Source organism: Burkholderia lata, assembly GCF_902499025.1.
GTDB lineage: Bacteria > Pseudomonadota > Gammaproteobacteria > Burkholderiales > Burkholderiaceae > Burkholderia > Burkholderia lata_C.
In genome coordinates this window covers 135,234-148,387 of record NZ_CABVPW010000013.1, presented here as the reverse complement: position 1 = coordinate 148,387, position 13,154 = coordinate 135,234, and the positions used below count along the sequence as shown (strand labels likewise).

Here is a 13,154-nt window from a genome sequence, read left to right as displayed (position 1 = left end):
GAAAAAACGACGCCCCGGCGGGATTCCCGCCGGGGCGTTTCGCATCGTGGAGACGTTACGTCAGGAAAAATCCGCTACAAATTGCAGCAGGATTAACCATTCCCCAAATATTCGACTACGCTTAGAAGCGGTAGCCGACGTTCAGGTACGTCACGATCGGGTTCAGCGAGATGTGGGCCTTCGACGTTTCCGTCAGCGTACCGACCGGTGTCCGGCGGGCCGTCGTGAAGGTCGCGGTCACGCTGACCGGGATGTACGACATCGAGAAGCCGGCGAACCAGTGCTTCGTGAAGTTGTACGTGAAGCCGGCGTTGAACACGGGCGCCCACTGGTTGCTGGTCTGCGCGCTGGTCGGGCCGCCGAGCACACCGTTCTCGAACGCGCTGTTCGTGATCTTCGCGCCGGTGAACCAGATGTACGTTGCGCCGACGCCGACATACGGACGGAACTTCGCGTTGGCGTCGTTGAAGTAGTACTTGAGGAGGAGCGCGGGGCTCCACTGGTACGCGCGGCCAAGCGTACCAAAATTCGAGAACTGGCCCTTGCCGGTGATGTCGAACTTCGGCGGAATGCCGGCGATGAACTCCGTGGCGATGTGGTCGGTCACGAAGTAACCGGTCGCCAGTGCGAGCGTGTCGGCATCGCTGATGCCGGCGCCCGTGTTGGGAACCGATTGGTTGATGGGCGTGCCGCCTACGCCGTAGAGGAACAGCGGGTCGCTGCTGTCCTGCGGCGCAAGGTGCAGCCAGCCGGTGCTGACGTAGAAATCACCTGCGGATTGTGCATGTGCCGTACCGCCCGCGAAAGCGAATGCGAGCGCTGCGGCCCCCGTAATGGCCAGTTTTCGTTTCATTGTGTCTCCTCCGATCAAAGGCGTGCTCATTATGACGACTGCGTTTAAAACCAAACAAGCTCGTAAGTTAGAGTTTTCTCCCTAGGATTCGTACGACCGTACGCTTTCGCGCCCCGCGGGGACAGGCATTCTACGCAGGTGCGCATTTTCGGACCTCCGGGTATTTCCTAACGCGTTCAAACGGACATTCAGCATGGCACGGTTAGCACGACTCTACGTTCCCGACCAGCCGCAGCACGTGATACTGCGCGGCTTGGATCAGCAACCCGCGTTCGTCGACGACCAGGACTACGAACTCTTCATCGATTGCCTGAAGGCCGCCGCACGCGATCATCACCTGTCGGTGCACGCCTACGTGCTGCTGCCGCGCCAGGTGCAACTGCTCGTGACGCCGAGCGACGAAGCAAGCCTGCCGAAAGCGATGCAGGCCGTCGGTCGCCGCTACGTCGCGCATTTCAACCGGCGCTATTCGCGGCGCGGCACCCTGTGGGAAGGCCGCTATCGCGCGACCGTGATCGAAGGCGAGCGCTATTTCCTGCTCGCGAGCCGCGTGGTCGAGATGAGCCCGGTGCGCGCGCAGCTCGTCGCGACGCCCGAGGCCTATCGCTGGTCGAGCTACCGGCATCACGTCGGGCTCACCGTCGACAGCCTGATCACCGACCATCCGCTCTACTGGGCGCTCGGCAATACGCCGTTCGACCGCCAGCGCGCGTACAAGGAGCTGTGCGAGCAGCCGCTCGACGAGCGGCAGGCCGACCAGCTGCAGCAGGCGACGCTGAAGGGCTGGGTGCTCGGCGGCGAGAATTATCGCGAGTGGGCGGCGCGTACCGCGAACCGGCGCGTGTCGCCGCTGCCGCGCGGACGCCCCAGAAAGGTGCGTGAAAACACGCCGCCGATCCAGCAGTAACGCAGGAACGGCGGTTCAGGAGGCGGCGCTGCGGGCGCCGCTTCTTTTTGCACCAAAACGATACGGCCCCAATAAAATGGCACCAGATCGAGGCATGCATTTAATTGGGGCTCGATCAAGCGGTTTTTGTTGCTATTCCTTTGATTCGTCGCGTATATTCCGAATTCCGGTGGCCCGGGCGAAGCATGCCCAACCACTGTCGGCCGCGCCGTCTCCCGTCGGGAGCGGGATCGACGGCAACAAGAAAATGGTTCAACGGCCTCCAGGCCCCCTTTACGACGGTGTCCCCATGAACGACCACCAGCAGCCGCTCGCCGCGGTGCCCGCCGCACAAGGTCTGTATGACCCGCAAAACGAACACGACGCCTGTGGCGTCGGCTTCGTCGCTCACATCAAGGGCAAGAAGAGCCACGAGATCATTCAGCAGGGTCTGAAGATCCTCGAGAACCTCGATCACCGTGGCGCGGTCGGTGCCGATCCGCTGATGGGCGACGGCGCGGGCATCCTGATCCAGATTCCGGACGCGTTCTATCGCGAGGAAATGGCGAAGCAGGGCGTGAATCTGCCGCCGGCTGGTGAATATGGGGTCGGCATGATCTTCCTGCCGAAGGAAAACGCATCGCGTCTCGCGTGCGAGCAGGAGCTCGAGCGGACGGTGAAGGCCGAAGGCCAGGTCGTGCTCGGCTGGCGCGACGTGCCGGTCGACCATGCGATGCCGATTTCGCCGACCGTGAAGGCGAGCGAGCCGCTGATCCGCCAGATCTTCATCGGCCGCGGCAAGGACATCATGGTGACGGACGCGCTCGAGCGGAAGCTGTACGTGATCCGCAAGACGGCGAGCCACCGCATCCAGGCGCTGAAGCTCAAGCACGGCAAGGAATACTTCGTGCCGTCGATGTCGGCGCGCACGATCGTCTACAAGGGGCTGCTGCTCGCGGGCCAGGTCGGCGTGTATTACCGCGACCTGCAGGACACGCGCGTCGTGTCGGCACTTGCGCTCGTGCACCAGCGCTTCTCGACCAACACGTTCCCGGCGTGGGAACTGGCTCACCCGTACCGGATGATCGCGCACAACGGCGAGATCAACACCGTGAAGGGCAACGTGAACTGGCTGAACGCGCGTACCGGCGCGATCGCGTCGCACGTGCTCGCCGACGATCTGCCGAAGCTGTGGCCGCTGATCTACCCGGGCCAGTCGGATACCGCATCGTTCGACAACTGTCTCGAACTGCTGGTGATGGCCGGCTACCCGCTCGTGCACGCGGTGATGATGATGATCCCGGAAGCATGGGAGCAGCACACGCTGATGGACGAGAACCGCCGCGCGTTCTACGAATACCACGCCGCGATGATGGAGCCGTGGGACGGCCCGGCCGCGATCGCGTTCACCGACGGCCGCCAGATCGGCGCGACGCTCGACCGTAACGGCCTGCGCCCGGCGCGCTACCTCGTCACCGACGACGACCTCGTCATCATGGCGTCGGAAGCCGGCACGCTGCCGATCCCCGAATCGAAGATCGTTAAGAAGTGGCGCCTGCAGCCGGGCAAGATGTTCCTGATCGACATGGAACACGGCCGCATCATCGACGACAAGGAACTGAAGGACAACCTCGCGAACGCGAAGCCGTACAAGAGCTGGATCGATGCCGTGCGCATCAAGCTCGACGAGATCGAGCCGAAGGCCGAGGAAGTCGCGGCCGGCCGCACGCAGGGCGCCGCGCTGCTCGACCGCCAGCAGGCGTTCGGCTATACGCAGGAGGACCTGAAGTTCCTGATGGCGCCGATGGCGCAGCAGGGTGAAGAAGCCGTCGGTTCGATGGGCAACGACTCGCCGCTCGCGGTGATGTCGAACAAGAACAAGACGCTCTATCACTACTTCAAGCAGCTGTTCGCACAGGTCACGAACCCGCCGATCGACCCGATCCGCGAGAACATGGTCATGTCGCTCGTGTCGTTCATCGGCCCGAAGCCGAACCTGCTCGACACGAACAACATCAACCCGCCGATGCGTCTCGAAGTGTCGCAGCCGGTGCTCGACTTCAAGGACATCGCGAAGATCCGCGCGATCGACCAGTACACGGGCGGCAAGTTCAGCGCCTACGAACTGAACATCTGCTACCCGGTCGCCTGGGGCAAGGAAGGCATCGAGGCGCGCCTCGCGTCGCTGTGCGCGGAAGCCGTCGACGCGGTGAAGTCGGGCTACAACATGCTGATCGTGTCGGACCGCAAGACGGACGCCGAGCATGTCGCGATTCCGGCGCTGCTCGCCACGTCGGCGATCCACTCGCACCTCGTCCAGCAAGGGCTGCGCACGAGCACGGGCCTCGTCGTCGAGACGGGCTCCGCGCGTGAAACGCACCACTTCGCGCTGCTCGCGGGCTACGGCGCGGAAGCCGTGCACCCGTACCTCGCGATGGAAACGCTCGCGAAGATGGCCGAAGGGCTGCCGGGCGACCTGTCGCCGGAGAAGGCCGTCTACAACTTCACGAAGGCGGTCGGCAAGGGCCTGCAGAAGGTGATGTCGAAGATGGGCATCTCGACGTACATGTCGTACACGGGCGCGCAGATCTTCGAAGCGCTGGGCCTGTCGAGCGACCTGGTCGAGAAGTACTTCAAGGGCACGGCGTCGAAGGTCGGCGGCATTGGCCTGTTCGAAGTCGCGGAAGAGGCGATCCGCCTGCACCGCGACGCGTTCGGCGACAACCCGGTCCTGCGCGACATGCTCGACGCGGGCGGCGAGTACGCGTACCGCGTGCGTGGCGAAGACCACATGTGGACGCCGGATTCGATCGCGAAGCTGCAGCACGCGACGCGCAGCAACTCGTACCAGACGTACAAGGAATACGCGCACCTGATCAACGACCAGACCAAGCGTCACATGACGTTCCGCGGCCTGTTCGAGTTCAAGGTCGAGCCGACCAAGGCGATCCCGATCGACGACGTCGAATCGGCGAAGGACATCGTCAAGCGCTTCGCGACCGGCGCGATGTCGCTCGGTTCGATCAGCACCGAAGCGCACGCCACGCTCGCGATCGCGATGAACCGGATCGGCGGCAAGTCGAACACAGGCGAAGGCGGCGAAGACGAGAAGCGCTACCGCAACGAGCTGCGCGGCATTCCGATCAAGTCGGGTGAAACGCTGAAATCGGTGATCGGCGACGAGATCGTCAGCGACATTCCGCTGAAGGACGGCGATTCGCTGCGCTCGAAGATCAAGCAGGTCGCGTCGGGCCGCTTCGGCGTCACCGCCGAGTACCTCGCGTCGGCCGACCAGATCCAGATCAAGATGGCGCAGGGCGCGAAGCCGGGCGAAGGCGGCCAGCTGCCGGGCCACAAGGTGTCGGAATACATCGGCAAGCTGCGTTACTCGGTGCCGGGCGTCGGCCTGATCTCGCCGCCGCCGCACCACGACATCTACTCGATCGAGGATCTGGCGCAGCTGATCCACGACCTGAAGAACGTGAACCCGATCTCGAGCATCTCCGTGAAGCTCGTGTCGGAAGTGGGCGTCGGCACGGTCGCGGCCGGTGTCGCGAAGGCGAAGGCCGATCACGTCGTGATCGCCGGCCATGACGGCGGCACGGGTGCGTCGCCGCTGTCGTCGGTCAAGCACGCGGGCACGCCGTGGGAACTCGGCCTCGCCGAAACGCAGCAGACGCTGGTGCTGAACCGCCTGCGCGGCCGGATCCGCGTGCAGGCCGACGGCCAGATGAAGACGGGCCGCGACGTCGTGATCGGCGCGCTGCTCGGCGCGGACGAATTCGGCTTCGCGACGGCACCGCTCGTCGTCGAAGGCTGCATCATGATGCGCAAGTGCCACCTGAACACGTGCCCGGTCGGCGTCGCGACGCAGGATCCGGTGCTGCGTGCGAAGTTCCAGGGCCAGCCCGAGCACGTCGTGAACTACTTCTTCTTCGTCGCCGAGGAAGTGCGCGAGATCATGGCGCAGTTGGGCGTCGCGAAGTTCGACGACCTGATCGGCCGCGCCGACCTGCTCGACACCCGCAAGGGCATCGAGCACTGGAAGGCGAAGGGCCTCGACTTCTCGCGCGTGTTCTACCAGCCGGAAGAGTGCGAGGACGTCGCGCCGCGTCACGTCGACGTGCAGGATCACGGCCTCGAGCGCGCGCTCGACCACGTGCTGATCGAGAAGGCGAAGGCTGCAATCGAGAACGGCGAGCATGTGTCGTTCATCCAGCCGGTGCGCAACGTGAACCGGACGGTCGGCGCGATGCTGTCAGGCGTGATCGCGAAGAAGCACGGCCACGACGGCCTGGCCGACGACGCGGTGCACATCCAGCTGAAGGGCACGGCCGGCCAGAGCTTCGGCGCGTTCCTCGCGAAGGGCGTGACGCTCGACCTCGTCGGCGACGGCAACGACTACGTCGGCAAGGGCCTGTCGGGCGGCCGGATCATCATCCGTCCGACCAACGACTTCCGCGGCAAGTCCGAGGAAAACATCATCTGCGGCAACACGGTGATGTACGGCGCGATCGAAGGCGAATCGTTCTTCCGCGGCGTCGCGGGCGAGCGCTTCTGCGTGCGCAACTCGGGCGCGACGGCAGTCGTCGAAGGCACGGGCGACCACGGTTGCGAATACATGACGGGCGGCACGGTCGTCGTGCTCGGCGAGACCGGGCGCAACTTCGCGGCCGGCATGTCGGGCGGTCTCGCGTATATCTACGATCCGGAAGGCACGTTCGCGGCGAAGTGCAACAAGTCGATGGTCGCGCTCGAGCCGGTGCTGCAGCAGGCCGAGCAGGAGCGCACGGTCGACCGCGCGCTCTGGCATGCGGGCATGACGGACGAAGCGCTGCTCAAGGGGCTCGTCGAGCGTCATTTCCAGTTCACGGGTTCGCCGCGCGCGAAGTCGCTGCTGGAAAACTGGGACGCGGCGCGCCGCCAGTTCGTGAAGGTGTTCCCGCACGAATACAAGCGCGCGCTGGGCGAGATCGGTGCGAAGAAGGCGGCGAAGGAAGAGCTGGCCGCCTGAGCGACGAACGACATAGCGAATGCCGCGCGCGCATGATTGCCGCGCGCGGCTCCCCCACCCGATACACCGAACAGAAGAGCACCTTATGGGCAAGGCAACCGGTTTTCTGGAGTTCGAACGCCGCCACGAGGCGTACGAAGCACCGCTCACGCGCGTGAAGCACTACAAGGAATTCGTCGCGGCACTGACCGACGCGGACGCGAAGGTCCAGGGCGCGCGCTGCATGGATTGCGGCATCCCGTTCTGCAACAACGGCTGCCCGGTCAACAACATCATTCCGGACTTCAACGATCTCGTTTACCGCCAGGACTGGCAGCAGGCGATCGAAGTCCTGCACTCGACCAACAACTTCCCGGAATTCACGGGCCGCATCTGCCCGGCGCCGTGCGAGTCGGCATGCACGCTCGGGATCAACGACGACCCGGTCGGCATCAAGTCGATCGAGCACGCGATCATCGACAAGGCCTGGGCGGAAGGCTGGGTGAAGCCGCTGCCGGCCGAGCACAAGACGGGCAAGAAGGTCGCGGTCGTCGGTTCGGGCCCCGCGGGCCTCGCCGCCGCGCAGCAGCTCGCGCGCGCGGGCCACGACGTGACGGTGTTCGAGAAGAACGACCGCGTCGGCGGCCTGCTGCGCTACGGGATTCCCGACTTCAAGCTCGAGAAGTGGCTGATCGACCGCCGCATGCGCCAGATGGAAGCGGAAGGCGTGACGTTCCGCACCAGCGTGTTCATCGGCAAGGATCCGCTGCCCGAGTCGATCGGCAGCCTTGCGAAGGAAACCATCTCGCCGGACACGCTGAAAGAAGAGTTCGACGCGGTCGTGATCGCGGGCGGTTCGGAAACGCCGCGCGACCTGCCGGTGCCGGGCCGCGAACTCGCGGGCGTGCATTACGCGATGGACTTCCTGCCGCAGCAGAACCGCGTGAACGCGGGCGACAAGCTCGTCGACCAGCTGCTCGCGAAGGGCAAGCACGTGATCGTGATCGGCGGTGGCGATACGGGTTCCGACTGCGTCGGCACGTCGAACCGTCACGGCGCGAAGCAGGTCACGCAGTTCGAGCTGCTGCCGCAGCCGCCGGAAGAGGAAAACAAGCCGCTCGTGTGGCCGTACTGGCCGATCAAGCTGCGCACGTCGTCGTCGCACGAAGAAGGTTGCGAGCGCGACTGGGCGGTCGCGACGAAGCGTCTCGAAGGCAAGAACGGCAAGGTCGAGAAGCTGATCGCAGTGCGCGTCGAGTGGAAGGACGGCAAGATGCAGGAAGTGCCGGGCTCCGAGTTCGAAATGAAGGCCGACCTCGTGCTGCTCGCGATGGGCTTCACGCAGCCGGCGGCACCCGTGCTCGAGGCATTCGGCGTCGCGAAGGATGCGCGCGGCAATGCGCGCGCGGCGACCGAAGGCGATCGCTCGTACTACACGTCGGTCGACAAGGTGTTCGCGGCGGGCGACATGCGTCGCGGCCAGTCGCTCGTGGTGTGGGCGATCCGCGAAGGCCGCCAGTGCGCGCGCTCGGTCGATGCGTACCTGATGGGGCATTCGAACCTGCCGCGCTGAGCCGAATATCGCGAGCGGGTTTCGATGAAAGACGGGCGTCCGGAAGGGCGCCCGTTTTTTATGCGTGCGCCGGATGGCGGTTGCCGCTTAACATGCGCGAAACAGGGTGCAGGCCTTGGCCGATCGACGGCCGAAGCCTGTTTCAGCCACGAACGCGTCGCGCAGTCCATGTCTCGAGAAACCGCCCCGGAAATCACCCGACCGTGCTTGACGGACGACGGCCTGCGCGTCCGGCTGGACGAGGTCGTCGCGCTGCTGCTTTCGTTCGGATCCGGTCTTCACGTCGAGGATCACGCATTCGTCGGACGACAGCGGCCGATCGAAGTCGAGCAACACATTGCCGACGCGATCCACGCCCGGGTGGCGCTGGAGGGCTTCGCCCAGTTCACTCCGAGCGACGACGTGCGGAGCACCCTTCCGCTCGCGGCGATGCGCGACATGGTGGCGAACCTCGTGCAGGCCGGCATTCCACCGGTGTTCGCGTTCGTGTGCGACGAATTCTGGCTCACGTACTGGCGGCTCCACCGGATCGTCCAGGCGGCGCTGGGCGCCGACACCTACCAGTTGATGCCTGATTTCTGGGTATGGCACGTCCGTGCGAACGCGGGGCAGGCCGGCTGGAGCATGCACCGCGATGCGGGGGCGAGATCGCTGTTGCCGGACGGGCGCGCCGGCGCGCTGTCGCTGTGGATCCCGCTGACGCCGGTCGATTCGACCACCGGTTGCGTGATGCTGCTGCCGAAGCATCGCGATCCCGACTATGGGACGGATCGCGTGTCGCAGGCCGAATTCGACGTGCGGGACATCCGCGCGCTTCCCGGGCTCGCCGGCGACCTGATGATGTGGAGCCAGGCCGTGCTGCACTGGGGCAGCCGCGGCAGCCCACTGTCGGACATGCCGCGGATCAGCATGTCAATGGGCGTGCAGGTCGACAGCCTGGGGCCGCTGAACCCGCCGCTGCTGAAATCCGATGTGTTGCCGGATGCCGGGCTGCGGCTCGAACTGATCGCCAAGCAGATCCTGCAGTACGAGCGATTCGCGTCCATCGAACCTGCCTGGGCGCATTTTGCGCGCGTCTTGCTCGCCAGCGGATTGTCCGGGCTGGTCTTCGATATTCCGGTCGAATGGAGGCCTCACTGACGCAACGCAGCGTGCCCGCGTCGTTCGGGCGGGCGACCGCGGATAACTCGCTGATATCTTTCATTTTGTAATGTTCCTTGCGAACTGTCATATCATGTCGCCCCTCGGGCCGCATTCGCGGTGGTTGCATGTGACTGACCCTATTTACAAGGACTCTGGATGGAAGCATTCGTGCAAGGGCTGATCGACGCCGTCAACGGCGTGCTGTGGAACTACGTGCTGATCGCGCTGCTGCTCGGCGTGGGCGTGTGGTTCACGCTGCGGTTCCGGATGATCCAGCTGAAGGCGCTGTTGCTCAGCGTGAAGCTGGTCGGCAGCAAGGGCGAGCCGGGCAGCATCTCGTCGTTCCAGGCGTTCGCGACCGGGCTCGCGAGCCGCGTCGGCACCGGCAACATCGCCGGCGTCGCGGTCGCGCTGACGGTCGGCGGGCCGGGCGCGATCTTCTGGATGTGGATGACGGCGCTGGTCGGGATGTCGTCCGCGTTCGTCGAGGCGACGCTCGCGCAGATCTTCAAGGTGTCGCACCCGGACGGCAGCTATCGCGGCGGCCCCGCTTACTACATCCAGACGGGCCTGCGCTCGCGCGGCTTCGGCGTGCTGTTCTCGCTGTCGCTGATCCTCGCGTTCGGCTTCGTATTCAACGCGGTGCAGGCCAACGCGATCGCCGATGCATTCGACACGTCGTTCGGCTGGAGCCGCGCGACGGTGGGTCTCGGGCTCGTGCTGCTGACCGCGCCGATCATCTTCGGCGGGATCCGCCGGATCGCGGCGGTTGCGCAGGTGATCGTGCCGCTGATGGCAATCGGCTACCTCGCGCTCGCGGTCTATGCGGTCGCGACGCACATTGCGCTGGTGCCGGGCGTGATCGCGCTGATCGTGAAGAGCGCGTTCGGTCTCGAGCAGGCGGCGGGCGGCCTGACGGGCTATGCGGTCAGCCAGGCGGTCGCGATGGGCGTGAAGCGCGGGCTGTTCTCGAACGAGGCCGGCATGGGCAGCGCACCGAACGCGGCAGCGACCGCCAGCACGCGGCATCCGGTCGTGCAGGGGCTGATCCAGATGCTCGGCGTGTTCGTCGACACGATCGTGATCTGCAGCGCGACCGCCTTCGTGATCCTGCTGTCGGGCCAGTACGAGCTGGGCACCGGCATGGAGGGCGCGGCACTCACGCAGCGTTCGATCGCAAACCACGTCGGCGACTGGGGCGGCATCTACATGGCGTTCGCGATCTTCTTCTTCGCGTATTCGTCGGTGATCGGCAATTACGCCTATGCGGAAGGCAACGTCGAATTCATCACGAAGCGGCGCGGCGTGCTGCCGCTGTTCCGCGTCGCGGTGCTCGCGATGGTGATGTTCGGCAGCGTCGGGCAACTGCCGCTCGTGTGGGCAATGGCCGATACGAGCATGGGGCTGATGGCGATCATCAACCTGGTCGCGATCCTCGCGCTCGGCAAGTACGCGCACGCGGCATGGCGCGACTATCGCCGCCAGCGCGCGGAAGGCGTTGCCGATCCGGTGTTCACGCGCAACACGATTCCGGAACTCGCGAACGTGCTGCCGACCGACGTGTGGGGCGAGCATGGCCCGTTGCCGCAGCGTCCGGCCGCGGCTGATCCGGCGCGCGCGCCACGCGCGGTGGCGAGCGAGTCATGAACGGCGACCGGTTGCGCGTGTTCGTCGCGCTGATGCCCGATGCGGCATCGCGCGACGCGCTGCACGCGTTGCCGGTCACCCGTGGCGCGCGGCGTCCGCAGCCCGCGCAACTGCATGTGACGCTCGCGTTCGTCGGCGCGATCGAGCGGGCCTGTTGCGATGCGCTGGCCGCGTGCCTGCCGGCGCTTGCGGCCGCGCATGCGCTGCCGCTGATGCCGGTCGAACGGATCGCGTGGTGGCCGAGCCTGCCGCGCGCGCGGCTGATCGTCGCGGAACTGGCCGCCGAGCCCGCGTGTGCGGCATTGAATGCCGCGCTGTCGGCGAAGTTGCGCGAGCTCGGCGTGCCGTCTGACCGGCGGCCGTTCCGGCCGCACGTGACGCTCGCGCGGCTGCCGCACGATGCGGTCGGGCAGCCGGCGCACGGCGGTGCGGTGAAGCGGCCGGTCGCGCTGCGGTTCGACGCGCTCACGCTGTTCGAAAGCCGGCTGTCGCACGAAGGCGTGTCGCATCGGCCGATCGTGTCGGCGCCGATTGCGCGGGCGGACGGTGAGGCGGGCGGTCAGGCGACGCAGTGAGCGGCTCGCGATCCGTGTTGCGATTGCCGGGCGCCATATGTATCGCGTCAGCGCATCACGTCGCCGATATCGTCGGGCCTACCGGGCCTACCGGGCCTACCGGGCCTACCGGGCCTACCGGGCCTACCGGGCCTACCGGGCGTAGCGCGCGAGCGTCAACCCCGACAGATCGATCTCCGGATCTCGCCCCGTGACGAGATCCGCCACCACCTTCCCCGATCCCATCGACATCGCCCAGCCGGTCGAGCCGTGGCCCACGTTGAGCCAGAGCCCGCCGATCCCGCTCGCGCCCAGCAGCGGCGGCCCGTCGGGCGTCATCGGCCGGCGGCCGACCCAGAAGCGTGCCGATGCGCGATCGGCCGCGTGCGGGAACCAGTCGTCGAGCACCTTCATCAGCGTATCGAGCGCCTGCTGGCGCAGCGCTGCGTGCCGGTTGCCGAGTTCCGCCGTACCCGCGACGCGCAGCGTCGGGCCGAAACGCGTGATCGCCGTCTTCAGCGATTCGTCCATCAGCGCGGCGCGTGGCGCTCTTTCGTCGTCGACGACGGCGAGCGTCGCCGAGTAGCCCTTCACCGGATACAGCGGCACGTCGATGCCGTGCGGCCGCAGCAGGCCGGCGCTGTCGACGCCGAGTGCGACGCCGAGTGCGACGACGATCGCGTCGGCAGCGAGCCGCGCGTCGCGGTGCTGGCCGCCGGCGTTCGATGCGTGCGGATCCGGTCCGCCATCCTGATCGCCGTTACCGACGATCCGTACACCCCGCACCTGGCCGGCTTCGACATCGAGCGCCTGCACTTCCGTGCGAAAGCGGAACGTCACGCCGTTCGCTTCGCACAGCGCGCGCAGTTCGCGCGTGAAGCGTGCGCAGTCGCCGGCTTCGTCGTCGGGCAGGTAGATGCCGCCGACGGGCGCCTGCCGCGCCCAGCGCAGGCCCGGCTCGATCGCCGTGCAGCCGGCGGCGTCGAGCTCGCGAAACGCGATGCCCGCGTCGCGCAGTACCTTCAGCGCGGGCTGCACCATCTCGACGTCGAACGCGCCGCGCAGCAGCTGCAGGTAGCCGCGGCTCGCGCCGTAGTCGAACGGATGACGGTCGCGAAACGCGTGCAGGCATGCGCGGCTGTAGTACGCGATGCGCTGCATCCGCTGCTTGTTCACGCGGAACCGCTCGAATTCGCATTCGCGCAGCCAGCGCGCGATCCAGCGCCACTGCGCGGCGTCGAGCGTCGGCCGGAAGATCAGCGGCGACGCGGGCTTGAACAGGTACTTGAGGATCTTGCCGGGCATTCCGGGCGCGGCCCACGGCGTCACGTAGCCGGGCGCGATCACGCCCGCGTTGCCGAGGCTCGTCGCCTGCGCGACGTCGGCTTCGCGCTCGATCACGGTGACGTCGCAGCCTGCTTCGCGCAGGTGCCAGGCGGTGGTGACGCCGATCACGCCGGCGCCGAGAACGATCACGTGCATGCGGTTTCCGGGACGAAGCGGTG

At 66.3% G+C, this 13,154-nt stretch carries 8 protein-coding genes; 6 read left to right on the top strand and 2 right to left on the bottom strand.

The genetic code is table 11. From position 1 onward, the window contains the following. Positions 1–121: 121 nt before the first annotated feature. Positions 122–853, bottom strand: coding sequence for an OmpW/AlkL family protein (locus BDI24065_RS15470; protein ID WP_011350702.1), 732 nt, complete (start codon positions 851–853; stop codon positions 122–124). A gap of 193 nt (positions 854–1,046) precedes the next feature. Between BDI24065_RS15470 and BDI24065_RS15465 the strand changes: the two genes are divergently transcribed. The 6 genes from BDI24065_RS15465 to thpR all read left to right on the top strand — a co-directional run bounded on the left by BDI24065_RS15465 (position 1,047) and on the right by thpR (position 11,670). Then, positions 1,047–1,760 carry a transposase gene (locus tag BDI24065_RS15465; RefSeq protein WP_006477151.1) on the top strand — a complete coding sequence of 238 codons (714 nt, stop codon included), beginning with the start codon at positions 1,047–1,049 and terminating at the stop codon, positions 1,758–1,760. A gap of 289 nt (positions 1,761–2,049) precedes the next feature. After that, a complete protein-coding gene (locus BDI24065_RS15460; protein ID WP_175032016.1) occupies positions 2,050–6,753 on the top strand; it encodes a glutamate synthase-related protein in 4,704 nt (1,567 codons plus the stop codon). Between the two features lie 85 nt (positions 6,754–6,838). Further along, the gene (locus BDI24065_RS15455) at positions 6,839–8,305 is read left to right on the top strand and encodes a glutamate synthase subunit beta (protein WP_175032015.1); all 1,467 of its coding nucleotides are present in this window, start codon (positions 6,839–6,841) and stop codon (positions 8,303–8,305) included. Positions 8,306–8,329: 24 nt separating this feature from the next. Further along, the gene (locus tag BDI24065_RS15450; protein WP_175032014.1) at positions 8,330–9,445 is read left to right on the top strand and encodes a phytanoyl-CoA dioxygenase family protein; all 1,116 of its coding nucleotides are present in this window, start codon (positions 8,330–8,332) and stop codon (positions 9,443–9,445) included. 159 nt (positions 9,446–9,604) lie between these two features. Then, positions 9,605–11,095 carry an alanine/glycine:cation symporter family protein gene (locus BDI24065_RS15445; protein WP_175032013.1) on the top strand — a complete coding sequence of 497 codons (1,491 nt, stop codon included), beginning with the start codon at positions 9,605–9,607 and terminating at the stop codon, positions 11,093–11,095. Continuing rightward, positions 11,092–11,670 carry an RNA 2',3'-cyclic phosphodiesterase gene (gene thpR / locus BDI24065_RS15440; RefSeq protein ID WP_175032012.1) on the top strand — a complete coding sequence of 193 codons (579 nt, stop codon included), beginning with the start codon at positions 11,092–11,094 and terminating at the stop codon, positions 11,668–11,670. The genes BDI24065_RS15445 and thpR overlap by 4 nt, the downstream gene beginning before the upstream one ends. A 132-nt stretch (positions 11,671–11,802) precedes the next feature. Here the strand turns inward: thpR and BDI24065_RS15435 are convergent, their stop codons facing one another. Further along, positions 11,803–13,131 (bottom strand): D-amino acid dehydrogenase, encoded by a 1,329-nt coding sequence (locus BDI24065_RS15435; protein ID WP_175032011.1) that lies wholly within the window; start codon positions 13,129–13,131, stop codon positions 11,803–11,805. Between the last annotated feature and the right edge of the window lie 23 nt (positions 13,132–13,154).